This window comes from Ruegeria halocynthiae, from assembly GCF_900106805.1.
Classification (GTDB): Bacteria; Pseudomonadota; Alphaproteobacteria; order Rhodobacterales; family Rhodobacteraceae; genus Ruegeria; species Ruegeria halocynthiae.
The window spans coordinates 275,130-300,139 of sequence record NZ_FNNP01000002.1; the positions used below are offsets into that span (position 1 = coordinate 275,130).

18 protein-coding genes are annotated in these 25,010 nt (G+C 52.2%); 6 read left to right on the forward strand and 12 right to left on the reverse strand.

Annotated elements, in window-relative coordinates; translation table 11 throughout:
* Window positions 1-35 precede the first annotated feature (35 nt).
* Window positions 36-638, forward strand: coding sequence for a hypothetical protein (locus BLU89_RS10385; RefSeq protein ID WP_074736760.1), 603 nt, complete (start codon window positions 36-38; stop codon window positions 636-638).
* 1,337 nt (window positions 639-1,975) lie between these two features.
* Window positions 1,976-3,076 carry a hypothetical protein gene (locus BLU89_RS10390; protein ID WP_176797690.1) on the forward strand — a complete coding sequence of 367 codons (1,101 nt, stop codon included), beginning with the start codon at window positions 1,976-1,978 and terminating at the stop codon, window positions 3,074-3,076.
* A gap of 261 nt (window positions 3,077-3,337) precedes the next feature.
* Here BLU89_RS10390 and BLU89_RS10395 read toward each other — a convergent pair whose 3' ends face one another.
* The gene (locus tag BLU89_RS10395; protein WP_074736762.1) at window positions 3,338-4,543 is read right to left on the reverse strand and encodes a glycosyltransferase; all 1,206 of its coding nucleotides are present in this window, start codon (window positions 4,541-4,543) and stop codon (window positions 3,338-3,340) included.
* Between the two features lie 824 nt (window positions 4,544-5,367).
* On the opposite strand from BLU89_RS10395, the gene BLU89_RS21540 reads away from it, so the two are divergent.
* Window positions 5,368-10,527: a PA14 domain-containing protein gene (locus BLU89_RS21540; RefSeq protein ID WP_074736763.1), complete on the forward strand. Its 5,160-nt coding sequence runs from the start codon at window positions 5,368-5,370 to the stop codon at window positions 10,525-10,527.
* Window positions 10,528-10,703: 176 nt separating this feature from the next.
* Window positions 10,704-12,518, forward strand: coding sequence for an ABC transporter ATP-binding protein (locus tag BLU89_RS10405; protein WP_074736764.1), 1,815 nt, complete (start codon window positions 10,704-10,706; stop codon window positions 12,516-12,518).
* A gap of 200 nt (window positions 12,519-12,718) precedes the next feature.
* On the opposite strand, the gene BLU89_RS21945 is transcribed toward BLU89_RS10405, so the two are convergent.
* The 11 genes from BLU89_RS21945 to BLU89_RS10460 form a co-directional block, all read right to left on the reverse strand.
* On the reverse strand, window positions 12,719-12,955 hold the full coding sequence (locus BLU89_RS21945) for a hypothetical protein (RefSeq protein WP_074736765.1): 237 nt from the start codon (window positions 12,953-12,955) through the stop codon (window positions 12,719-12,721).
* Window positions 12,956-12,979: 24 nt separating this feature from the next.
* A complete protein-coding gene (locus tag BLU89_RS10415) occupies window positions 12,980-13,186 on the reverse strand; it encodes a hypothetical protein (RefSeq protein ID WP_074736766.1) in 207 nt (68 codons plus the stop codon).
* A gap of 25 nt (window positions 13,187-13,211) precedes the next feature.
* Window positions 13,212-13,694 carry a DUF995 domain-containing protein gene (locus BLU89_RS10420; RefSeq protein WP_074736767.1) on the reverse strand — a complete coding sequence of 161 codons (483 nt, stop codon included), beginning with the start codon at window positions 13,692-13,694 and terminating at the stop codon, window positions 13,212-13,214.
* A gap of 84 nt (window positions 13,695-13,778) precedes the next feature.
* Entirely contained in the window at window positions 13,779-15,209 is a 1,431-nt protein-coding gene (locus BLU89_RS10425) for an aldehyde dehydrogenase family protein (RefSeq protein WP_074736768.1), read from the reverse strand.
* A 47-nt stretch (window positions 15,210-15,256) separates the two neighbouring features.
* Window positions 15,257-15,616 carry a cupin domain-containing protein gene (locus tag BLU89_RS10430; protein WP_074736769.1) on the reverse strand — a complete coding sequence of 120 codons (360 nt, stop codon included), beginning with the start codon at window positions 15,614-15,616 and terminating at the stop codon, window positions 15,257-15,259.
* A gap of 20 nt (window positions 15,617-15,636) precedes the next feature.
* Window positions 15,637-16,971 carry an NAD(P)/FAD-dependent oxidoreductase gene (locus BLU89_RS10435; protein WP_074736770.1) on the reverse strand — a complete coding sequence of 445 codons (1,335 nt, stop codon included), beginning with the start codon at window positions 16,969-16,971 and terminating at the stop codon, window positions 15,637-15,639.
* Entirely contained in the window at window positions 16,968-17,612 is a 645-nt protein-coding gene (locus BLU89_RS10440) for a TetR/AcrR family transcriptional regulator (protein WP_176797691.1), read from the reverse strand. The genes BLU89_RS10435 and BLU89_RS10440 overlap by 4 nt, the downstream gene beginning before the upstream one ends.
* A gap of 78 nt (window positions 17,613-17,690) precedes the next feature.
* Entirely contained in the window at window positions 17,691-18,992 is a 1,302-nt protein-coding gene (locus BLU89_RS10445; RefSeq protein WP_074736772.1) for an NAD(P)/FAD-dependent oxidoreductase, read from the reverse strand.
* A gap of 14 nt (window positions 18,993-19,006) precedes the next feature.
* Window positions 19,007-20,401 (reverse strand): aspartate aminotransferase family protein, encoded by a 1,395-nt coding sequence (locus tag BLU89_RS10450; protein ID WP_074736773.1) that lies wholly within the window; start codon window positions 20,399-20,401, stop codon window positions 19,007-19,009.
* A 14-nt stretch (window positions 20,402-20,415) separates the two neighbouring features.
* Entirely contained in the window at window positions 20,416-21,792 is a 1,377-nt protein-coding gene (locus tag BLU89_RS10455; protein ID WP_074736774.1) for a glutamine synthetase family protein, read from the reverse strand.
* Between the two features lie 113 nt (window positions 21,793-21,905).
* Window positions 21,906-22,574 (reverse strand): GntR family transcriptional regulator, encoded by a 669-nt coding sequence (locus BLU89_RS10460; RefSeq protein ID WP_245709738.1) that lies wholly within the window; start codon window positions 22,572-22,574, stop codon window positions 21,906-21,908.
* Between the two features lie 134 nt (window positions 22,575-22,708).
* On the opposite strand from BLU89_RS10460, the gene BLU89_RS10465 reads away from it, so the two are divergent.
* On the forward strand, window positions 22,709-23,797 hold the full coding sequence (locus BLU89_RS10465) for a polyamine ABC transporter substrate-binding protein (RefSeq protein WP_074736776.1): 1,089 nt from the start codon (window positions 22,709-22,711) through the stop codon (window positions 23,795-23,797).
* Between the two features lie 73 nt (window positions 23,798-23,870).
* Window positions 23,871-25,010 (forward strand): ABC transporter ATP-binding protein, encoded by a 1,140-nt coding sequence (locus BLU89_RS10470; RefSeq protein ID WP_074736777.1) that lies wholly within the window; start codon window positions 23,871-23,873, stop codon window positions 25,008-25,010.

A 25,010-nucleotide genomic window follows, 5' to 3' on the forward strand; every position in this document is an offset into this window, starting at 1 on the left:
AGGCGTCGGGCCTGAGGCACACAAGGAGCTTGAATATGGGGAACATGGGCGAACTGCACGGCAGGCTTCACGGCGGGTTGTGGCACACCACCCGTCCTGACCGCTTAATGTCAATCGTTGAAGCTCAGGCAATCTTAGTAGAACCGGATATCCATGATCGAGATAGGTCAAATACAGCCAATGGGCCGAAAAATTATCCAATTTCTCGAACGATTGGAGGCATAAGCCTATTTGACTTCGATGGGTTCCATCCAGAGAGCTATGAGAAGCAGTTTCCAGTGAGCTCCTGGCAATTCTTTGTTCCATATGTTCGGAGCTGGCAAGGTGCTGTGTGGCTTGAGATCGAACGCGACGTTGTGAGAGAGCAATTGCTGTCACCCGAAGCTCTACTCCAAAAGTGGAAGAAAGAAGGACTTCACGGTCATAATATCTTGCCGGGATTAGAGGCCGCGCACATTGGTGACCTACCGATTTTGACAATTAGATCTGCATTTCTAACGTGGGATGGTGGGCGAGAAATTCGCGAATTTTGTATCCGAGACTTTGACCACGAGTTCTATAATGAGAGGCTGAGAGAATGGCAGGAGGCTGTCGGAAAGCAATTAACTCGCGGGCTGTCATTTCGGCGACTGGGATAGGCACGCTGCCGAGCGAAGTAGCCTCCAACCAGTCATTGACCAACATATACTATTTTTGGAATTCGGTAGATGTCGTGACGGTCCAATGTCCGCTCTGTGGGCTGCAATTGCAGCATTGGTCGGCACTGGTCAAAGGCAAGTTACCGCAAGTTCGGCGAAAGATACAGGTTCCACAGAGCGGCTTGCGCGCACGGCACGTGATTGCAGCATGATCTAGTGCGGCCCAGTTGACGCTTATCGGGTCGGCACAGTCGACAAGCCAATGACAAGCTGCCTGCAACCATGGGTCGTGCCGAATGTCCGCCAAGCGCCTCGGTCGCAGGTACCTCTCCAGGAATCTTGCCATGTTGACGTCGACCAGTGGCTTGCGCCTGTCGTGCTGGAACAATTGAATGGCGTTTGCCATGTATTGACCAACGGCCGGCACCGCGGCCAATTCGCGTTCCAACAAGGGGAACTCCCCCCGGTAGTTGCTTGCGTAAACGCAAGAATACACACAACAACAAGCCCGGCTAGTATCCAAAGGTACGCGAATAGCCCTAGTAGATCTGGGCTGGTAACTTGAACGGCTATCGGAGGGGTGAGAAGAAGAATTGTAAGCATCAAACCTTTTTTCAACTTCTTCTGCTTCTGCAAAAAAATCCGTAGATATTTCATCAACCTCATGCTCCAGCCTACGCACCCAAGACAAGTACTCGTCTTCTAGTTGGCCACGTAAATAATGGCCGCAACGACAAAACTCTCTAGAAAGATACTCTACCCGATCAAGGGCAGGAAGCAGATACGACTATCTCAGCGCAAATCGTTCGGCTACAAACAACTTAGTGTTTGGCTAATTCTGGGACGGCACCGTTAAGTTATGTATTTTCCTGTTGGCCCTTATGAGAACCCAATAAAACATGCCTAACTTTCTAGCATATTTAGTATTTTTTTCTTGGCCATTAGTGGTTTACATCATTTTCAGCAACCGACCTCTGGTGCCCGCATTGGCTTGGTCGATGGTACTCGGGTATATTCTGTTGCCCGGGCGCGTAGCCATTGACCTACCTGCATTCCCCTCAATTGGCAGATATGAAATCACAACTCTTTCAACTGCGATCATGTGCTTGGTCAAGACCCGGCAGGAAACTCTTAGATGGAAGCCTCACCCTACTGGCCAGACCCTACAATCTCAGAGTTACCAGAATACGAGGTCTTCAAAAATAAACCAGTTCATCTGGTTCTTACTATTCACAACGATGATCTCACCTTTGTTCACTGTCTTGAACAATTCTGATTCTTTCTATTCAGGGCCTCAGTTTATACCGGGTCTGCGTATTTATGATGCTGTCTCGGTTATGGCGAGCACGTTCTTTTCTGTTTTACCATTTGTGATTGGAAAGCGTTATCTAACGACTACCGAAAGCCACCTGACATTGTTAAAAGTAATCTGCTTTGCCATGTTGGGGTATTCCATTCTGGCGCTCTGGGAAGTTCGCATGAGCCCCCAGCTCAACCGTACGATTTACGGTTATTTTCCACACTCATTTGGACAACACATCCGTGCTGATGGTTTTCGGCCGGTTGTGTTTTTTGACCACGGGCTGTCGCTAGGACTATTCCTATCAATGTCGCTGCTTTCAAGCATAACGGTTTGGCGATTTAAAAGGGAAAGCGATAGTAACGCTGCCCTTTGGATCGTGAGTGGAATTTGGCTTCTGCTAACTCTCATTCTCGCAAAGACTCTTGCGGTCTTGGTAGTCTCTCTCCTTCTGATGCCATTTGCGATATTGCTGGGAGTACGAGGTCAATTGGTGTTGGCTGCTGGATTGTCAGCAGTCGTATTACTCTACCCGATGTTACGTGGGGCCGGATATATTCCGACAGACAGTATATACCAAATAGCTGCCGACCATGACGAAGCTCGAGCACAATCATTGAAGTATAGGTTGGATAACGAGGACAATCTTTTGGAGCGAGCCAATCTGCGCCCAATCACTGGCTGGGGCTCCTGGGGTCGAAACCATATTTATGATGATACCACAGGCCGCCAAGTCAGTGTCACCGATGGCATGTGGATCATTATCATCGGGATGTTTGGCTGGGTAGGATATAGCGCGAGATTTGGGTTACTCACGATTCCCGTCATGATTTTGGCACTCAATAGAAAGAAACTGGATGTATCAATTGTCACATCGGGCTTGGCATTGGTACTTGCACTGAATCTCGTCGATCTTTTACCGAACGCTGCACTGACACCAATAACGTGGCTGTTGGCAGGAGCACTGGCAGGTCGCTGCGTGCATCAGAATGACCCCGTTTCGAGTAATCTGCGCGAGGATCGTACAAATCTACAGCGACAAGGAATCGATAAACTGAACCAAAGTGATAATGGAGATAGCTTGGCACCGGCCGAGTTGAGGCCAGTCAATCTAAAGCAACGACGAAAAAGGCAGTGACTACACGACACAAAGTGAAGCACTCAAGTAGTTGAAGTTAATATCGATAACGTAACCTCAATCGCCATGGCCCATTGAGCTGTTAGGTTCCATTGCAAACTTTCGGCACTTTATAATGATAGCATGTAAACGGCTCACTGATAATATAAGGTCGATATTTTGGTCATTCTTAATCACGAGAGCGACTAAACCTCTGAGGCAGTCTTCCGTTCACTGTGTTTGAAAATGGATCGCACAGAAACTTTCGAAGAAACGATGCAATTAGATGCTAGCTTCCTGAGAAAGTATTATATCTCGAAGGCGCTTAGCGTTATTTGACTGATTGTGTAACTTCAGCACTCTTTCACGACCGATCTGACCCATTGAACTGAGCTCATCAACATCTTTTGACAGCAATGACTTGAGGCATTCTACAAGGGATTCTTTATTGCCCGGATCTGCCAACCAACCACACGCTTCATCAACAAGTTCAGGAATTCCATTTATTCTCGTTGTAAGTACTGGTCTGCCCAACGCAAAGCTTTCCATAATGACAACAGGTAACCCCTCGGCAAGGCTAGGCAAAAGAAGCGCTCTCGCGCTTTTGATTGCGGCTAATACCTCCTGATTGGATCGCCAACCCGCTAATTCAACATTACGGCCCAGATTTAATCTCTTTATGGTTGATTCAACCAAATGGCGTTGGTCGCCGTCTCCAATTAGTATCAAATTAGCTTCAGGATTTTCAGCAACAATTTCACTGAAGGCCTCAACAAGAACGTGTTGGGCTTTGGCTTCACAGAGGCGCCCAACACAAACATATTCTTGTTGCGCCGGATAGTCGGGTGTGGCCGAAAACGCATCAGCATTGATGCCGCAGCGCACTAAGTAAATCTTGTTGGTGAACTTGCTTTCGGTGTGAGTATCGACAATCTGAAAACAATAATCTGTAATCACAGCTATGAATGAGGCATGAAGGGTTTTCAGACCTAAAGAATTTGCCCCCATATCGTACAATTCATCAGGCCCGTGAATAGTGACGCTATAAGATGGCCCGCCCATTAAATATGAAAGCAACGCCACGCTAGCTGAATTGGTGGAGAAGTGCACATGCAGATGCCCGATCTCTTGCGCCAGAGTAGTCTGTTTCAAGTAAACGGCCTCGAGCAGATAGGCTATTTGCTTCCACCTTTGATTGGTTGCGTTCCTGGCCATATGAACCATGCCTCGGATCGCCCGAAACAATCCAACGGGATTGGTCAGCATCTCCCGTAAAAAAGCCATCAAAAGTCTGCACACGCCCTGTTCCAGGATGTACGATGTGGATTGCTCTTCCTCTCTGTCCTTCGGATCGCTCAACTCTTGGTTCCAGCGGCGAATCGCAAAGCGCTTGACTTCAAAACCTGCCTCTTCATGGGCCGCTATCTCTCTACGGATGAACGTAGTGCTCGTCATAGGGTAGGTATTCATGAAGTAGGCAAATTTCATTTAAGCATCCAATGCACTGAGTACTGGTGTCGATTCCGCTTCAATATATTCACTTTGCTAACGTACGTAGGCGACTGTTCCGTCTCGGTTTTTATCAATTTGACCGGTAAACACTTAGAAGAACCAAGAGCAATGTGAAACACTTTAGTTGGGGTTTCAGTCGTAGCGCGCCGACTGCTGCACAGATCTCGATACCGGTTTGATCATGGCGCGTTTGTTTTTCCTTTGCTTAGCCAAACTTTATGCATCTGGCCGCAACCACTAAATCACTGATTTGTCGGTCATTTGAATCTGGTTTTCTCGAACATTAATGAAATCAAAGCTCTCACTTTGAAACTAAGCGGCCTTGGTGGAACGCTTTTTCGCTCTGTTTAACTTACAAAATTTAATCTTCATTAAGGTCTGTTCGGCGGAATTACGAACATTCTAGGCAATGTCTTGCCCAATAATTAGATGACGGGTTTATCAAGTTGCCGTCTTTCAATCACGTTAGTATTCCCAAAGGCAGGGATGGTTAGACTAGTTTCGTTGGTTAAGTGTATCCAGTTGAATGTTCGCGCAAAAATTGCTGTGGGCAAATTGAAATAGACCAAAACTATGCGATGGGCAGCATGATCCGGCCGAGAAAACTAGAGCTTACAGGAGCAGAGAGAGCGCCTCTTTTGCGCTGCACTGCAGCGCGAAGATGCCAAAGTTTCGCCACAGACTTGGCGCTTTGGCCAAATGGTGCCGCACTTCTGCCTTTCTGAACCACTAAACCGTAATCAGCATCACAACAATCGGAGCCAAACCAGGCTTTTGTTACCGATACCAAGGAACACGTCATGAGCAGTATTGATACTCGGAGTTATGGGATTCCGACGGAAGGGCTGGGCTTTATTGCTCAGTATTTTATTCTGCCCAATTGGGTTTCCAGTCTCAACGAAATCGATTTTGAGGCCACTCCTAACGCCGTTGAGGTTGTTGACAATCTTAATATTGTAAGCTCGTACGAGCCATTCTGGGAAAACGGAACTCGGGACTCTTTTGCTGCTCTTTATTCGGGTAAACTGGATGTAACTTCGCCCGGTAACTACACTTTCTATTTAACGTCCGATGACGGCTCGGCTCTTTATATTGATGGTGAATTGGTCATCAACAATGATGGTAACCATGCAAGCACGCTCATCCCGGTTTCACTCGACTTAACTGCGGGCACACATGATATTGAAATCCGCTATTTTGAAAGCGGTGGCGCGCAAACGCTCAAACTCGAATGGAATGGTCCGGACACGGGCGGAGATACACAACTGTTAGACGAGAGTGTCGTAGCATACGGCACTACGGATGATTCTGTAGCTTCAGAAGACGTTGTTGAGGATTCGACCGCCGGTGAAACCGATGAATCAAATGATCAGATCGAATCCGATCTTGGCCTGAAGGCGAAGTTTTTCCGTATTGATAAAGGCATCTCGGACCTGGACGGTGTCGACTTTGACGCACCCCCGATTGCCGAGGACATCCTGACCGAAGTTACCTATGAAAGAAGCAGGGACGCCTGGTGGGCAGACGGCCCTCGTAATAGGTTTGCTGCAGAAATCACTGGCCAGTTGAATGTCGAAACGGCAGGCACCTATACGATTTATCTGACATCTGACGACGGGTCGGAACTCTATATCGATGGTGAAAAAGTCATTGATAATGATGGTCTCCATGCAGCCAGACTCCTCACGGTTACATTGGATTTGTCCGAAGGCCCTCATGATATCGAACTAAGGTATTTTGAGAATCGTGGTGCTCAAACGCTTGTTTTGGAATGGGATGGCCCCGATACACTTGGTGTCAGACAGGCCATTAACGGCGAAAGCTTGACCCACGGCGTGCCCGTTTCGGACGATGGTGCCGACCACGGAAATCATGGCGATAGCGGGTCAGATGATACCGATACTGGCGACGGAACCGATCAAGGGGACCACGGCGATAGCGGCTCGGATGATACCGACACCGGCGGCGGGACCGATCATGGGGACCACGGTGATAGCGGATCAGATGATACCGATACCGGCGACGAAACCGATCATGGGGACCACGGTGATAGCGGATCAGATGATACCGATACCGGCGACGGACCCGATCATGGGGACCACGGTGATAGCGGATCAGATGATACCGATACCGGCGATGGAACCGATCATGGGGACCACGGTGATAGCGGATCAGATGATACCGACACCGGCGACGGACCCGATCATGGGGACCACGGTGATAGCGGATCAGATGATACCGATACCGGCGATGGAACCGATCATGGGGACCACGGTGATAGCGGATCAGATGATACCGACACCGGCGACGGACCCGATCATGGGGACCACGGTGATAGCGGATCAGATGATACCGATACCGGCGATGGAACCGATCATGGGGACCACGGTGATAGCGGATCAGATGATACCGACACCAGTGACGGGACCGATGATGGGGACATCGACGATAGTGGATCAGATGGAACCGACCACGGAGATCATGGCGATAGCGGGTCAGATGATCAAACGTCTAAACACTTTGGCTTAATGGCCCAATATTTCATTCTGCATCAGAGTGTTACGAGCTTGAACGAGATTGATTTCGACGCAGCCTCGGATTCTGTTGGTATGGTTTCTGAGCTCAACACTCAAACGTCATATGACCCATTTTGGGAAAATGGTGCACGGGACATGTTTGCCGCGCGCTATACAGGCAAACTGAACGTTGAAACCTCGGGCACCTATACGATCTATCTTACATCCGATGACGGCTCTGCCCTCTACCTGAATGGCGAGAGAGTGATTGACAATGATGGCGCTCATGCAGGCACAGTCGTTCCGGTAACGCTTGAGCTTGCAGCAGGTGAGCACGACATTGATCTACGTTATTTCGAGCTTTGGGGTGCGCAGACTTTGAAGTTGGAATGGAGTGGGCCGGATACGAACGGCATCACCCAACTCATCGACGGAGAGAGCCTGTCCCATAATATGTCATCAGATTCCGGTAATGATACTGATCACGGGGATCATGGTGACACAGGTTCCGGGGACGATACCGATCACGGGGACAACGGTGACACGGGTTCCGGAGACGATACCGATCACGGGGATCATGGTGACACAGGTTCCGGGGACGATACCGATCACGGGGACAACGGTGACACAGGCTCCGGAGACGATACCGATCACGGGGATCATGGCGACACAGGTTCCGGAGACGATACCGATCATGGGGATCATGGCGACACAGGCTCCGGAGACGACACCGATCATGGGGATCATGGCGACACAGGCTCCGGAGACGACACCGATCATGGGGATCATGGCGACACAGGCTCCGGAGACGACACCGATCACGGAAATCATGCTGGTCATGGCGGGTCAGACACTGTTGACCATGGTGGTGCCAATATGCCCGGTACAATCCCTGAGCCGACCAGCCCTGATGAAGTAGAGGCTTTTGTTGCAGCTGTGATGGCTGAATCAAACGCACATGCGCATGGCGACGATTCGGGCAAGGCCATCGAACATGGTCAGTTGCTGGATCTTGTGCCACGTTCCGAAGCTACCCATATTGCTGTCTCGGATGGCGATTGGTTCGATCCCGGAACTTGGTACGAAGGCCGAATTCCGGATGCAGGCGCCAATGTCCTGATTCCCAAGAACATCGCTGTCACCTATGACGGGGAGAGTGATGCTTCGCTGTTCAGCGTTCGCGTGGATGGTGAGCTGTCCTTTGCAACCAACACCGACACCAAGCTGGTCGTCGACACACTGGTTGTAGATACAACCGGACGTCTTGAGATCGGTACGGCTGATAATCCGATCGATGCGAATGTGAATGTCGACATTGTAATCGCCAACAACGGCGATATCGACGTGAACTGGGACCCTTCTCTGTTATCACGTGGTGTGGTTTCGCATGGTCAAATTGAGATCCATGGTGCCGAAAAAACTGCCTTCCTAAAGGTCGCCGACGCACCAATGACTGGTGACACGTCGATGACTCTTCAGGAAATTCCTGAAGGGTGGCAGGTCGGTGACAAACTGGTTATCACAGGCACTCATAAAACTGGCTGGACCGGCACTGCTGCGGGTCACATAGAAAGCCAGGATGAGGAAGTTACGATAACATCCATCAGCGGCAACCAGATAACGTTTGACCGCGCACTCGAGCATGATCACGACACACCACGGGATGATCTGTCTGCCTACGTGACCAACATGTCTCGTAATATTACGTTCTCGAGCGAAGACGGGGACGCCACGCAAACACATCACCGCGGTCATGTCATGTTCATGCACAATGACGATGTTGATGTTCGGTTTGCAGCATTCGAAGATCTGGGACGGACAGATAAGTCTGAGGCCGCATTTGACGCTGGTAGTCTGAGTTCGATCTCGGCGGACAGCAATGTCAAAGGCCGCTATTCATTCCACTTCCACAAAACCGGCGTACAGGATCAGGATAACCCTGCGATGGCGGTTGGCAATGTGGTCGACGGCTCTCCAGGATGGGGCTTCGTGCACCATTCCAGCAACGCCAACTTTACCGACAACGCTGCGTTTGACGTCTTCGGTGCGGCGTTTGCGGCAGAAAGTGGCGATGAAACAGGAGTTTGGCTGAGAAATATCGCAATCAAATCCGAAGGCGTAGGGTTTGGTGAATGGAACATCAAAACTGGTGACCGAGCTGCAAGGCAGGATTCGGGTCATACTGGCGATGGATTCTTCTTTGCTGGTCGCTTGGTAGAAGCGGCAGAGAACGTCGCTGCAAACACAACCAATGGATTTGTTTGGATGCACCGTGGTGCGTATGACGCCTATGCCGAAGGTCTGGATCACCCTGAAATTGCCTACGGCTCTGACACTGTGCCGACCAACCTGACGCCGATCCAAGGGTTCCGCGACAATGAAGCCTTTGGCACTCATACTGGTTTGGTGGTCATCAAGAGCAACCCGGCTCAACAGCAACACGAATTGCGCACTGTATTTGACGGTTTCCTGAACTGGGAGACCAATCAAGGTGCCGATATCAGCTATACCGCCCACTATACGTTGCTCGACTTTGACTTGATCAGCACTACCGATCTCACTGGTGCGCTGGCGAGCAAAGGTATCGAAATTGGCTCGATGAGCTATGACATAGTGATGAATGGCCTGAAAATCGAAGGCTTCAACACTGGTGTTGATCTTGAGCAGGACTTCTTCATTCCTATCGCGAACGAAGATGTTGGCCACGTTGTCATCGACTTGGAGGCAATCAACGTTGGTGAAAACTTCGCCGGGTTTGATCCGAACAAGCACCAGCTTCTGACGTCGGCTGATCTAGTGACGGGACGGTTGGAGTTCACTCACAACGGCGATACAAGTCTTGCCGAGGGAGAGGACTTTAACTTTGACGGGATCAAAACAGATTCCATCGGGACCATTGACCGCGCGTCGGCACAAGATCCTTTGTCCTTGGATTTCTATAAGCAAATCATCCACATCATATCGAAAGATGGCTACTACAAAACTCAAGATGGACAAAACGTCATCCTGATAGACGACTTCATTGTTGATCGGGCGACTGGTGACATCATGAAACTGACCCATGTGGTAACCTTGGAGATGACGGATCAGCAGCTTGCAAACAACTGGATGCTGAATAACTATGCAAACGGCGCCAAGTATAACGGCTTGATAGATCTGAGCGGAAGCGCGCCGGTTGCTCGCAACGACTCTTTCCGGACAAACACTAACGAAGGTAGGCTGGTCGACGTTCTAAACAATGATATCGATTTCGATGATGACGCATTGACAGTCGATGGATTCACCGACCCGGAACACGGCGACGTTTATCTGCAAGAGGACGGGCAATTGCTATATCAACCGGACATCAATTTCGAAGGAACGGACAGCTTTACATACTGGGCGGCCGACTCATCAGGGCAACTATCCGAAGCTGTCGTGGAAATACAAGTTTGGGATATGTGAATATCTTAGGGTTGCCCTTTTTGGCAGCCCTACCTCACGCTAAGAATCGGCGTTGTTTTCATAAGGTTATATATGTATTCATAACCTGCACGCTGCACACCAGTGACGAGTATCTGTAGGATCCACCAGTATTGTCACGCGTTGTAGGTTACTTATTCGTTTCGAGTTAAAGGGTTATGATCAAAAATTATAAGCAACTTCTTACCCTATTCGACCGGGCAGAACGCCTCCGGTTCTATTTTTTATTGGGGTTTATGGTTTTAGTTGCGTTGGCGGAAGTGATAGGTATTTCGTCAGTTCTCGTGCTTCTAAACGTACTATCTGAACCCGATCAAGTATTAGACAGAAAACTACTGTCTGCAATATATGAAAGTTTAGGGTTTTCATCCTTCTATTCATTCCAGGTTTTTTTGGCTGTTGCCGTATTCTTCATAGTCTTCTTAAGCCTGGCAATAAAAGCATATGGTGCGTACTTGGTAATCAAGTTTGCGACGATGCGTGGTTATTCGATTTCAAGTCGGCTATTGGAAAAATATCTGAATCAGCCCTACGAATGGTTTCTCAGACAAAACAGTTCAGACATTACCAAAAACGTATTGGGCCAGATTGATGTGCTGGTTGGTCAAGTGATAATTCCAATGTTGCGCCTCACAGCCGCGACAATCTCATCGTTCGCTATTGTGACCTTCCTATTAGCAGTGGACCCGTATGTTTCCATTTTCTCCGCATTGGTTTTAGGTATATCCTATACCGCGCTCTACTTGAAATTAAGGAGTTCTTTTCAAGGCTTTGGCAGAGATGTACTGCGTGCTGATGAAGCGAGATACCGCCTTGTTGGCGAGGCTCTTGGTGGCATCAAACAGATAAAGCTTTACGGTTTGGAAAGTAGTTATACCAATCAGTTCAAAGGCCCGGCGCAAAAACGAGCTATAAGTTTGGCTTTGAACTTAACTTTGGGTCAGCTCCCAAGATACGCTCTTGAGGCGATAACCTTTGGGTTGCTGCTCACCCTAATCCTAATTCTTCTATTGAGTAACAGTGGAGATTTGGCCGCGACCATTCCAACTTTGGGGATATTTGCTTTTGCAGTAATGCGCCTGCTTCCTGCTATTCAGCAGATCTATAATAGCTTGGTCACGATTAAAGGTGGGGAAGAACCACTCAATCATATTGTCGCGGCAAACCAGGAAACTCTCCCTGTGGCCGAGCTGACCAATTGCACCGCTGCATTTGAACAGCAACTTCCTGAATTACCATTGACGAAAAATCTGGTCTTGTCTGACCTATCATATTCTTACGAACTAGCCGATCGGCAAGCGCTCGAAAAAATCAACTTGCAAATCGAAGCCCGCAACACCATCGGAATAGTTGGGGGCACAGGTGCAGGAAAAACGACTCTTGTAGATATCATACTGGGCGTTTTACCTGTTCGGAACGGTAAATTGATCGTCGATGGTGTACCGATTACAGAGGCAAACATCGGTGCATGGCAGAGATCTATTGGTTATGTTCCTCAGGACATCTATTTGAGCGACGATACGATTGCTCGCAACATTGCATTTGGGATCCCGCCAGAGAAAATCGATCCACAGGCAGTTGAGCAAGCTGCCCGCGCTGCGGCGTTACATGACTTTGTGACAAACGAGTTACCGATGGGATATCAAACAAACGTCGGAGAGCGTGGCGTTCGCCTGTCCGGAGGGCAACGCCAACGAATTGGGATTGCCCGCGCACTATATCGAAACCCAAGTTTGTTGGTCATGGATGAAGCAACATCAGCTTTGGACACCATAACCGAGCGGGTCATAATGGAAGCCGTCCATAACATCAGAGCCGACAAAACTATCATACTGATCGCGCATAGGCTGAGCACAGTGAGAGAATGTGACCAGATTTTACTTATGCAAAATGGCAAGGTCAGTTCCAGTGGCACATACGACGACTTGGTTAGTAACAGCGCAATCTTCCGAGAAATGGCCAAGAGCACATAATTGTCCCTCGTTAGGTTACTGTGACCTGAGACAGTCTGCATAGGAGAGAGGCTGCGGATCTGGTAGTCACATTCCTGATCATCGGTTTGAACGGGCGCACCGGGTGCGGAGTCCGCAAATTTCTCAAGCGTCCGATGCGCATCTTCGAGGCAGGCAAACATTTCATCGTTCAATAACTCGTGACGCTGTTTACCGTTGAATTACACGATGAAGAACTTTCGCTGCAGTTTGCCAGTATCAATACTATGCCAGTCGTTGCCGTTGCCGTTTGCCCATTTCAAAATCGCCCGTCTGGTCAACTCTGTTCCATTGTCACCATCAAGCCGGCAAAATAGGCATTGTGTGATGTTATCCAACAGCCTATCCGCCAGCCACCAATTCAGCTTGGCATTTTCGCATTCCAAAGCCTTCAGCTTGGTTGCGCCGGACACTTCCATGCCGCCATATCTGGATTTGAACTTCTAGTACCTGCCCTGGCTAAGACCGTGCTCTTCCCACTTTACCGAAAACTTGCAGGCATCACTTTCCCAATGGCCGACAGAAAGCTGCTCGGTGGTATCGGTGTAACCCAGCCACAGCTTGGCGACATCACTGCCCGAAATTATGTTGGGCAGATTGTCGGTTTCCGCAGTACCTTCGCGGCTAATCCGGGTGATCTTGTTGCTCATGGATCAATCCTTTGCGTCAGCGTGCTTACACACCCAGCTGGGCGCGCAGCTTGGCGATGTCAGACTTCAGCGCATTACCGCTTTCATTGTCTTCGTCGTATTCGAACCAGCCTTCGCCTTCGTATTTGACCCAGAGGTTACCGTCGGGGGCAACGACGTGCTTGATGCACTCTTTTTCATTTTCTTGGCCTGTTTCGCCGTCATCATCGAAATAATAGGTAACTTTGAAGCACAGTTTCCCGCTGCCATTTACCGACCACGATCCCAGGGCAACCGAAAGACCCTCATCACCTTCATCGCAATAGGCCTGAGCAGAACTGTCGGTCGCAAAATAGATGCCACCTTTGCATTCGCCATCCCAGATGGCGGTCGCATCGGAATAGGGCTCGACGATCTGCTGTTTTGTCGCCTTGCTGCTGTTTGCAGGCTTGTCCTGCGCCAGAGCGGTGGTGCCGCAGAAAAGGCTGGCAGCGACAAGTCCAGATGCAAGAATTTGTCCTGTTTTCATTGTAGTCCTCCTTATTGAGTTTGCGCCGGTTTCCGGGCGCGACGGATTGCGTGGGGTTCCCCCATGCGAAATTCTTCACTGCTTTCAGAAGGCCGAGACAGCTTTGGCCTCAAGGAATTCCTCTAGCCCCAGCACACCGCCTTCACGCCCGACACCAGACTGCTTGTAGCCACCGAACGGGCTGCCAGCTTCGATATAGTTGCCGTTGACATTGACCATTCCGGCCTCAAGCCGGCGGGCAACACGCAGGACGCGTTCGGAGTCGCCCGAATAGATGTGCGACGACAGGCCGTAGTCGGTGTCGTTGGCAATGGCGATCGCATCTTCCTCGTCGGTGAAGGGGATGATGACTACGACAGGGCCAAATATCTCTTCGCGCGCGATTCTCATGTCGTTGGTGACATTGACAAAAATCGTCGGTTTGACGAAGTATCCGGTTTCAAAACCCTCAGGCTTGCCTGTGCCGCCGGTCACCAGCGTCGCGCCTTCGTCAATGCCCATCTGGATCATCGACTGTACTTTGTTCCAATGCGCCTCAGACGCCAGCGGGCCAATATGTTCACCCTCTTCCACCGGATTACCAACTTCGACTTCTTCGGTGACGGCCTTGGCCAACTCAACTGCCTTGTCATAGACAGACGCCTCGACCAGCATACGCGACGGTGCATCACAACTTTGGCCGGTATTGCCCATGACGTAGCCGATACCGTTTTCGACCGCGCTTTCAAGATCTGCATCGGCGAAAATCAGGTTGGGTGACTTACCGCCCAATTCCAGCGCAACGCGTTTGACGTAAGGCGCACTGTCGACGCTAACTGCGGTACCACCCCGATAGGATCCGGTGAAGGACATCATGGTGACATCAGGATGCCTGGACAGAGCCGACCCCACATCAGGACCAAAGCCATGAACAAGGTTGAAAACACCCGCTGGCACACCGGCCTCATCCAGAACCTCGGCGTAGAGTATTGCGGAAATCGGCGTCATTTCGGACGGTTTCAAAACCATGGTGCAGCCTGCAGCCAAAGCCGGCGCAACCTTAAGGACGATCTGGTTGATCGGCCAGTTCCAAGGCGTGATCATGCCGCAAACACCGATCGGGCCGCGCATCAGAGTATCGCCGTTTGGCATGGTCTTTTCGAGTTCGAACGCTTTCAATGCCTCGATCATCGCCTCAAGGTGGCTGACGCCAACCGCGGCTTGTTCTTCTTTGGCCATCGAGATCGGTGCGCCCATTTCAGTCGAAATCGCCAGCGCAAATTCATCATGACGGCGCTTGTAGACCTCAAGCACACGCTCCATCACGGCCAGACGCTCTTCTCGAGAAGTGCGACCCCAGGTTTTATATGCCTCTTTCGCCGCAGCGACGGCCCTATCGACATCTGCTGACGTGCCCATAGACAGTGTGGCAAATGTTTCTTCGGTGGCCGGGTTAATGACGTCAAGCGGGGTCGAGGACAGCGGATCAACCCATTCACCGTTGATGTAGAACTTGTCGGTATTTGCGTAAGTCATGGTTAGCCTCGCTTATTGGGAAACGGGGGTGCAGGTGCGCCCCATGATTACTTGCTCTTGTAGGTGATGTAGGCATTGCGGGAGTGTTCCTTGATCTCCCAGATGCCCAGGCTCATGGCCGGGAAGTAGACCATGTCACCGGCATTGATTTCGGTCACATTGCCTTGCTCATCGGTATAGGTGCACGAACCGTGAGTGAAATAGCACATTTCAGCATCCTGGATCTTGCGGCGCCATTTGCCCGGGGTACAGGTCCACACGCCAACCTCGGATCCGTCTTCGTTTTCGGCCAGAGTCAGACCGCGCAGCAGCGACGGTTCGCTGTCGATGGGTTCGGGCACTGCCCCCCAATCTTCCAGCTGATCTTCGGCAATTTCAGGTAGTTTTTTCAGGTTCAGTACGCCCATGTCACTCTCCTTAGAGGGGGTCAGATGTTGTCTTTGATGTTGTACCAGGTGAAGGCCAGCGGCAGCGATGCGCGCCGCCAGGGGCCAAGTTCGAACCGGCGCATCGGCCGTTTCATCAAATTGGGATGTGGTCGGGTTTCGCGACCCAGCGCCATGTCGGCAATCAACGCGCCGGCATAGGGTGCCATGGTCACGCCGCCGCCATGATACCCCAGCGCGGCCCAAGCGTTTTCCAGCCCAGGAACCGCCCCGGCAAACGGCACCAGATTTCGGGTCATGCAAATCAGGCCCGACCAAAAATGCGCCGTTTCCACATGCCGCCATTCGGGGAACATCTGTTCAAAGTCGGCGCGGGCCTTAGCCTCGGTCGCTGCGATGTTGCCTTCGGTCACGCGAACCGAACCGCGAAGGCCCAGCAGCATCCGATTATCCGGCAGCAGACGGAAGTAATGTAGCAACGTGCGCGAGTCGCAGACCATCTGCTTGCTCCACCATCCCTGTGCCTTGATCTCGTCGTCGCTCATCGGGCGGGTGACCAGAATGTTCGACTGCACCGGCAGATAGCGACCCGCAAAGGCGCGGGGCAAATCGTCCGAGGAATAACCGTTGGTGGCGATCAGCAGTTTCTTCGCACGCACGATCCCTTTGGGCGTGTGCAATACATGGCCGTTGTCTTGTGCAATCCGGGTCACCGGCGAATGCGAGAACATGCGCACCCCGGCGGCCTTGGCCTGACGGGTCAGGCCCAACACAAACTTCATCGGGTTCAGGGCAAACCCGATGGGCAGATGAACCGCGCCATGAAAATCAGGACTGTTCAAGCCCTGTTCGACCATCTCTTCTTTGGGCACGAATTCGTAGGGCAACCCGTATCGATTGGTGTATTCCTGCCCGTATTCTTTCAGTCCCTCAACCGCATCCTTGCGGTGGGCGACGAAGGTGTAGCCTTTGGAATGGCGATCCACATCAAGCTTGAAACGGTCCAGATATTCTTCAACCAGATCGACTGAGGCTCGTTCCGCATCGAAAAACAATCGCGCGTCTACTGCCCCGTATTTCTTGACGATATCCTCGTCTTCCATCTTGGCGCTGCCGACCGAGACCAGACCACCGTTTCGACCCGATGCGCCCCAGCCGGGACCTTGAGCATCCAACAACACCACGTCCGCGCCAGATTCAGCCAGGGTCAAAGCCGCCGAAAGGCCAGTATACCCGCCGCCGATAATGGCAAATTCACAAGTGGTTTCACCGGTATGGGCGGGATAATCCGGCAGTGGGGTTTCGACGGTGCTGTCCCAATACCGATCCCGAATTGGCCGGTCACCATAAGCAAGGGGTTCATAAAGTCTCTTCATCGACCAGCACTCGCGTCAGGTTCGGATGAGGGGGTCTTGCCATCCGAAACGTATGGATCGAGGAATTGACGGATTGCGCACAAAACGCGTTCAGGTGACGGTGGGGTCGTGCCGACGTGAACCATCGACAGGTACCCCCACAGCATGGACGAAACACCATAGTAGATGGTTTCTACCTGTTCGGCTGACTGACCAACACAGACCTCGCCCACCAAGCGTCTCAGGGTTTGAGTATGAGTCAGATCATCCGGCCCGACAATCTCGCCATACATCTCGGTGCCCTCGCGCAGGCCCCAATAAGCGAACCAAACGGCGATCGCTTTTGGGTTCTGTGACGCGTGCTGCAATTCCATCTCGGCCATGCGCATCAGCCGGTCCAACGGATCGCCCTGCTCATCATTGCACAGCGCTACCCATTCCTCTTCGTAGGGTTCGCAAAGCTCTCGCAGGACAGCCGTAAACAAGTTCTTTTTGGACTTGAAGTGAACAATAACCAACGAGTGCGAAACGCCGGAACGCTCGGCCACGCGCCCGATAGTGGTGCCGCCAAGGCCGAACTCTGCAATGCAATCGATGGCAGCCTGCAGAATGCGGGATTGGGTTTCCTCACCCCGCTTGATGCGTCCATCCGGTTTTGTCACTGCGGCACACATATATCTAACTAACTGTCCATTTAGTTTTCTATCACCACCCGGCGCTTTGCACTCCGGGAATTTACCTTACAATTTGTCGCGAAGGCTGAACCACAGCATCGCCAGAACCAGAAGCGGCGTGCGGAACATCGGCCCACCCGGGAAGGTCTTGGTTGGTACCTTGGCCATGATGTCGAAACGTTCCGCCTGTCCAGCAATGGCGTCAGCGGCGATCTGGCCGGACAATGTACCCAACGCAACGCCCGCGCCGGAAAAACCCGACATGGTTAGAATGTTGCCGCCGATCCGTTCAAAATGCGGCATCCGGTTCATGGTGATGCCCAACGTACCGCCCCAGGCATGTTCTATGCCAATGTCTTTCAACTGTGGAAAGATCTCGATCATCGGCTTACGCACTGCGATCGCGATATCCGCCGGGAATTTGTAGCCATAGCTTTCGGTGCCGCCAAACAAAAGGCGGTGATCATCCGAGAAACGGAAGTAATTGATCACGAACTTGCTGTCGGCAACCGCATAATTGTTGCGAATGATCTCTTCCTGCGCCGTCGGGCTCAACGGTTCGGTGGACACGATGAAGTTGTTGATCGGCATAACCCGCTGTGCCACATGCTTATGCATGGTGCCAAGATAGCCGTTGCAGCCCATAACCACGTAGCGAGCCTTGATGCTGGCGCCTTCTGTCGTCACGAGGGCGGGATCGCCTTCCTTGACCTTAGTTACCTTCGATTGCTCGAAAATCCGCGCGCCGGCGTTCACGGCGAGACGCGCCAGACCAAGGACCAGCTCGAACGGATTCACATGCCCTGCACCCATGTCCAGCGTGCCACCATGATAGGCAGGTGAATTGACCAAATGGCGGCATTCATCTTTGTCCAGCAGGCGGATTTTGTCGTATCCATACTTGTTGGACATATGCTCGACATATTCAACACTGTGGGGCTGATAGCGCTCGCGATGAACCGCGTGGATCACGCCATCATGGAAATCGGCTTTGACTTCGGGCCGCTGGCTCAGCGAGCGCACCAGATCAACGGCCTGTGCGCCGATGTCCCATAATTCGCGCGCATGCTCATCACCGACCATACCTTCCAAGTCTTCCTGATCGACCCGCTGGCCCATGCTGACCTGACCACCATTGCGGCCAGACGCGCCAAAGCCCACACGCTGCGCGTCCAGAACAATCACGTCATAGCCGCGCTGCGCTAAGTGATACGCAGCCGAAAGCCCGGTGAAACCAGCCCCAACGACACAGACATCGCATTCCAGCGATCCCTGTGCTTTGGGAAACCGATCAAGGGTTTCCGCCACGTCGGCGTAGTAAGAATCCGGGTATTCACCCGAGCGGTCATTTGCAGTCAGCAGGTCCATTGGGTTCTCGTATTTCAGGCCGCTTTGAACATTCCGTCCGAGCGGATCTGCTCGAGACATTCGTCAAGCGATTTTCGGGCCCGTTCAATCAGTATATCGATTTCTTCAGGTGTGATGGTCAGCGGCGGTGAAATGATCATCCGGTCGCCGACATGGCGCATGATAACGTTGTTTGCAAAACACCGCTCGCGGCAGATGTAGCCAACAGTGCCAGCATCCGTCGCAAATTCCGCACGGGTCGCTTTGTCAGGAGTCAGTGCGATCGAAGCCATCATACCAACGATTTTCGCTTCACCGACCAGCGGATGATCTGCCAGCGCTTCCCACTTTTCCTTCAGGTGCGGCGCCGCCACATTCTGAACGTGCTTGATGACGCCATCCTCTTCCAGAATCCGCAAGTTCTCTAGCGCAACGGCGCAAGCAACTGGATGGCCGGAATAAGTGTACCCGTGGTTGAACTCGGTCCCATCAAGAACCTTGGCAACCTTGTCAGATATAATTGACGCACCGATTGGCGCATAACCCGAGCTGAGGCCTTTTGCGACGGTCATGATATCGGGTTCAATACCCAGCGTCTGTGATCCGAACCAGTTGCCGGTGCGGCCAAAACCGCAGATCACCTCATCCGCGATCAGCAAAATGTCATATTTCTTACAGATACGCTGAATTTCCGGCCAGTAGGTCGACGGTGGTACGACCACGCCACCAGCACCCTGAATAGGCTCCCCGATGAAGGCCGCAACCTTTTCCGGGCCAACCTCTTTGATCTTTTCCTCAAGCTGACGCGCACGCTCAAGCCCGAACTCCTCGGGCGTCATGTCACCACCTTCAGCCCACCAATGGGGCTGGTCAATGAATTCGATGCCTGGAATCGGCAGGCTGCCCTGTCCATGCATACCCTTCATGCCGCCCAACGATGTGCCGCCGATGGTTGAACCGTGATAGGCGTTCCAGCGCGAAATAATCACGTCACGCTCTGGCTGGCCCTTCTCGGCCCAGTACGTGCGTACGAGGCGGATGTTGGTGTCGTTTGCATCCGAGCCACCGTTTGCAAAGAACACGTGGTTCAGATCGCCGGGGGCCAGTTCAGCCAGCTTCTTCGCCAGCATCAACGCAGGTACGTGCGTTGTCTGGAAGAAGGTGTTGTAGTACGGCAGCTCTTTCATCTGACGGGCAGCAACCTCGGCCAGTTCCTCTCGGCCGTAACCGATGTTGACACACCAAAGACCGGCCATTCCGTCCAGAATCTCGGTGCCTTCACTGTCGCGTAGCCAAACACCTTTTGCGCCGGTAATGACCCGCGCGCCCTTTTCGTTCAGCTCATCGCCCTTGGTAAAGGGGTGCAGGTGATGGGCAGCATCTAGCGCCTGCAATTCGGCGGTGGGCAGGTGGTTTGCAAGTGTTGTCATGTTAGCTTCTCCAATCAAACATTCAACAGAAGGTGCTGGCGTTCCCAGGGGGAAATCTCGCGCTGATACTCTTCGTTTTCTGCGCGCTTGATATCCGAATAAAGCTGGCAAAATTCTTCGCCGAGAACCGCCCGGATATCGGCTGCATCATCGAACAGATCCAACGCCTCGCGCAGGCTGGCCGGTAGCGGCTCTTCCGCCTCCCAGACCTCTTTCTTGGCTTCGGCGCGAGGTTCGATCTTGTTGATCATCCCCAGATACCCACATGCCAGCGACGCCGCGATCGCAATGTACGGATTGCAGTCCATACCAATGACGCGGTTCTCCAACCGCCGCGCAGCCGGGCCGGAATGCGGCACCCGCAAACCGGTGGTGCGGTTGTCACTGGCCCATTCCAGATTGGCCGGGGCACTTTGGCCTTCGACCGTGATCCGACGGTAAGAGTTTACATACGGCGCCAGCAACGGAACGATCTGCTTCATATATTTCTGCGAACCGCCAATGAACCAGCGGAACAGGTCCGACTCAGTTCCATCCTCGTTCGAGAAGATGTTCTTGCCGGTGTCCACTTCGACAATGCTCTGGTGCACGTGCATGGCGCTACCGGGCTCGTCACGAATGGGTTTGGCCATGAAGGTTGCAAACATACCGTTCTTCAACGCCGCCTCGCGGATCGTGCGCTTGAAGTAGAACACCTGGTCAGCAAGATGCACCGGATTACCATGCATCAAGTTGATCTCAATCTGTCCGGCGCCGCCTTCCTGGATCACAGTATCGATTTCTAAGCCCTGAGCTTCGGCAAAATCGTAGATCGTATCGATCACCGGCCCATGATCATCGACAGCCGCCATCGAATAGACCTGTCGGCTGGCACCTCGGCGTCCAGTGCGGCCGACCGGGGGTTCGATGGGTTCGTTGGGATCAAGATTCGGCTTGGTCAGATAGAACTCCAGCTCAGGAGCAACGACCGGTTTCCAGTTTTTGTCCGCAAATGCTTGAACAACTCGCTGCAAAACAACACGAGGCGAGATCGCCAGCGCAGATCCATCGCGGTTAAACATATCACAGATCACCTGAACCGAGACATCATCCGACCACGGAACCGCACAGGCTGTATTCATGTCAGGCTTGAGGACAATATCCTTTTCCAGCCACTGTCCCTCAATCTCCATATCAACGTACTCGCCCGAGATCGTCTGATAGAAAAGTGAAATAGGAAGCGCCAGATCTGTGGCGGGATCGAACTTCACCGCCGGCATTGCCTTACCACGAGAGGTTCCGGCAATATCCGGCACGATGCACTCGACCTCATCGATCTTGCGCTGGCGAGCATGCACCGCAAATTCTTCGGGCAGACTATCCTGCCAAGTCAACTTTTTCTCGGATACCATCAAAACCTCCTAGGACATCGAATAAGCTGATGTCGCCTGATCGAAGTTTTGATCAAAAAATGAAGATAGTCAATCTCCGGTTTTCCAAAAGCCGGATTTGATCGCTTTCAGCATCACTTCAATGTCTGCGAAACGAACTTCATTCCTTGGCGAATATCCTCCTCAAAAGCCGACCTGACAGCCTCAAAATCCCCCACCCGCAGGGCGACAGTTGCCGCGTGATGTTGATCCACCAAATTAGCGGTTCCAAAGCGACCACACCCGACACGCAGGGCCGGGCCGATCTGCAACCACAGCGATTCCGCAACGCGTAACAGCACTTCTGCATCTGCTGCTGCATAAAGCGTAAAATGAAATCGATAGTTTGCTTCGAGGTATTTTCGGATGTCACCGACTTCTATCGCGTGGTTGACTTCTTGATCCAGCCGCTCAAGCTCGGCCGCTACCCCGCTGACATTGTTTTTTGCGCCCATCATGGCAAGAACCGGCTCTACTGAGACTCTGACCAATTCGATTTGCTCCAGACGAGCATACGTCATGTCAGGAACTTCAACCCGACGGTTTTCGCGAACGACCAGAGCCCCTTCTGCTGTCAGGCGGCGAATCGCTTCGCGAATAGGAGTGACGCCAGACCCAATCGATTCGGCCAACCCATGTATGGTCAAAGGTTGCCCCGGGACGAATTCACCGAAAAGCAGCTGCTCTCTCAATTGCGCATAAATTGTCTCATGCTCTGGCTTTTTGCCTACTAAGCGGTTCATCTCTCTCCCTTCATTGGTCAACTGGCCAACGGATCGTTCTTTTGAAGTTATAGCCAAGGGTCGCTAAACTATCAAATATGAGTGTAGGGATTGCAAAGAATCATTTTTTGATCAAAAGTGCGATCAGACTAAATAAAACCGAAAGGGAGGAACATATGCTTAACTTGAAATCAGGCGCGATGGTTTTTGCCGCTGCGATCGCAGCACAAACCGCTTGGGCCGACGAAGTACGCGTATACAACTGGTCTGACTACATCGATGAAGAGCTTCTGGCGAAGTTCGAAGCCGAAACCGGCATCAATCTGATTTATGACGTCTTCGACAGCAACGAAGTTCTGGAAACAAAGCTGCTGGCCGGCCAGTCGGGCTATGACGTTGTTGTGCCCTCGGGCACCTTCCTGCAGCGTCAGATCACTGCAGGCGTGTTCCAGCCGCTGGACAAATCCAAACTGTCGAACGCCGAGCATCTGTGGGACACAATCCAGGAGCGCACCACGCGCTATGACCCCGACAACGCCTATTCCGTGACCTACATGTGGGGCACCACCGGCATCGGTGCGATCCCTGAAAAAGTCCACGCGGTTCTGGGCGAAGACGCTCCGCTCGATTCGCTGGAACTGGTTTTCAACCCCGAGAACATGGAAAAACTGGCCGAATGTGGCGTGTATTTTCTTGATGCCCCGGGTGAGATGATCCCTGCGGCGCTGAACTATATCGGCGAAAACCCCGATGCTCAGGATGTTGAGACCATCCAAAAGGCCGAGGCCGTTCTGTCTGCGGTTCGCCCGTATGTCAAAAAGTACAACAGCTCGGAATACATCACCGCGCTGGCAAATGGCGACATCTGTGTGGCCTTCGGCTGGTCTGGCGACGTTCTGCAGGCGCGTGACCGTGCGGCAGAAGCTGAGAACGGGATCGAAATCGTGTATAACGCGGTTCAGGAAGGCTCGCTAATGTGGTTCGACCAGATGGCTATCCCGGCAGACGCTCCAAACGTCGAAGCGGCTCATGCCTTCATCGACTTCATCATCAATCCTGAAAATATCGCATCGGCTTCAAACTACGTCTACTTTGCAAACGGTGTGAACCCGGAGACGCAAGAACTTGAAGCAGACGTCATTGGTGACACCGCGATTTATCCGGATGAAAACACAATGCAAAACCTGTATACTACCTCTCCTTGGGGGCCGAAAGCACAGCGTGCTGCGACCCGTCTTTGGACCAAGGTTAAATCGGGCACCTAAGCTCTAACAATGCTGATCCAGGACCGCCCGGCCAAATAATGTGGCCGGGCGGTGTCCGTCAGGAGGGACAAAAATGAACCAACCGGCAGTTTCATCTACCTTTGAACCTTGGACCGATCCGCAGGAAACACCGCTGATTTCCTTCAAGTCGGTGACCAAGAAGTTCGGTACATTTACCGCAATCAACGACGTAACTCTGGACATCTATCGTCAGGAGTTCTTTGCACTGCTAGGACCGTCGGGTTGCGGCAAGACTACCCTGATGCGGATGCTGGGCGGTTTTGAAACGCCCACCGAAGGCGTAATCACGATCGACGGCAAGGATATGGCCAACATCCCTCCGAACAAGCGCGCCGTAAACATGATGTTCCAAAGCTATGCGCTGTTCCCGCACCTTACGGTCCGGGAAAACGTCGCCTTTGGTCTGAAGCGTGATAATATGCCTAAGGCTCAAATCGAAGAGCGCGTTGAAGAAATGCTAAACCTTGTTCAGCTTCAAAATTTCTCGCAGCGCAAGCCCCATCAGATTTCCGGCGGCCAACGTCAGCGTGTTGCTCTGGCGCGTTCACTTGCCAAAGCCCCCAAGCTGCTTTTGCTGGACGAACCCCTTGGTGCGCTGGACAAGAAACTGCGTCAGGACACGCAGTTCGAGCTAATGGATATCCAGGAAAAGACCGGCACCACCTTCGTGATCGTGACCCACGATCAGGAAGAGGCGATGACCGTAGCAAGCCGCATCGCAGTTATGGACCATGGCGAGTTAATCCAGGTCGAAACCCCCGGGCGTATCTACGAATCTCCGAATTCTGTCTATGTTGCTGACTTTATCGGCGACGTGAACCTGATCGAAGGCAACACCAAGCCACGTGGCGACGGCAAAACCGAGCTGTTCTGGGCCGAAGGCCAGGCGCCGCTGGTGGCCGAATGCCCGCACGCTCCGGATGTCGAAGCGCGATGCACGTTCGCTATCCGCCCGGAGAAGGTGAACATCAGCAAAGAACGGCCGGATACTCAGATAAATGTCGTACAGGGCAAAATTCACGACATTGCCTATCTGGGCAATATCTCGACCTACAAGGTCGAACTGCCCAACGGCACCATGGTCAAGGCGCAGACCGCCAACAACCGGCGTCTGGCACGCCGTGATCTGACATGGGACGACGACGTTTGGCTGTCCTGGACTGAAACAGCCGGCATCGTGCTGGACCAGTGA

What these genes read in the sequence shown, in the direction of transcription:
- BLU89_RS10385 (WP_074736760.1), top strand. Translation starts at nt 36, where the DNA reads ATGGGGAACATGGGCGAACTGCACGGCAGGCTTCACGGCGGGTTGTGG.
- BLU89_RS10390 (WP_176797690.1), top strand. Translation starts at nt 1,976, where the DNA reads ATGGCGAGCACGTTCTTTTCTGTTTTACCATTTGTGATTGGAAAGCGT.
- BLU89_RS10395 (WP_074736762.1), bottom strand. Translation starts at nt 4,543, where the DNA reads ATGAAATTTGCCTACTTCATGAATACCTACCCTATGACGAGCACTACG.
- BLU89_RS21540 (WP_074736763.1), top strand. Translation starts at nt 5,368, where the DNA reads ATGAGCAGTATTGATACTCGGAGTTATGGGATTCCGACGGAAGGGCTG.
- BLU89_RS10405 (WP_074736764.1), top strand. Translation starts at nt 10,704, where the DNA reads ATGATCAAAAATTATAAGCAACTTCTTACCCTATTCGACCGGGCAGAA.
- BLU89_RS21945 (WP_074736765.1), bottom strand. Translation starts at nt 12,955, where the DNA reads ATGGAAGTGTCCGGCGCAACCAAGCTGAAGGCTTTGGAATGCGAAAAT.
- BLU89_RS10415 (WP_074736766.1), bottom strand. Translation starts at nt 13,186, where the DNA reads ATGAGCAACAAGATCACCCGGATTAGCCGCGAAGGTACTGCGGAAACC.
- BLU89_RS10420 (WP_074736767.1), bottom strand. Translation starts at nt 13,694, where the DNA reads ATGAAAACAGGACAAATTCTTGCATCTGGACTTGTCGCTGCCAGCCTT.
- BLU89_RS10425 (WP_074736768.1), bottom strand. Translation starts at nt 15,209, where the DNA reads ATGACTTACGCAAATACCGACAAGTTCTACATCAACGGTGAATGGGTT.
- BLU89_RS10430 (WP_074736769.1), bottom strand. Translation starts at nt 15,616, where the DNA reads ATGGGCGTACTGAACCTGAAAAAACTACCTGAAATTGCCGAAGATCAG.
- BLU89_RS10435 (WP_074736770.1), bottom strand. Translation starts at nt 16,971, where the DNA reads ATGAAGAGACTTTATGAACCCCTTGCTTATGGTGACCGGCCAATTCGG.
- BLU89_RS10445 (WP_074736772.1), bottom strand. Translation starts at nt 18,992, where the DNA reads ATGGACCTGCTGACTGCAAATGACCGCTCGGGTGAATACCCGGATTCT.
- BLU89_RS10450 (WP_074736773.1), bottom strand. Translation starts at nt 20,401, where the DNA reads ATGACAACACTTGCAAACCACCTGCCCACCGCCGAATTGCAGGCGCTA.
- BLU89_RS10455 (WP_074736774.1), bottom strand. Translation starts at nt 21,792, where the DNA reads ATGGTATCCGAGAAAAAGTTGACTTGGCAGGATAGTCTGCCCGAAGAA.
- BLU89_RS10465 (WP_074736776.1), top strand. Translation starts at nt 22,709, where the DNA reads ATGCTTAACTTGAAATCAGGCGCGATGGTTTTTGCCGCTGCGATCGCA.
- BLU89_RS10470 (WP_074736777.1), top strand. Translation starts at nt 23,871, where the DNA reads ATGAACCAACCGGCAGTTTCATCTACCTTTGAACCTTGGACCGATCCG.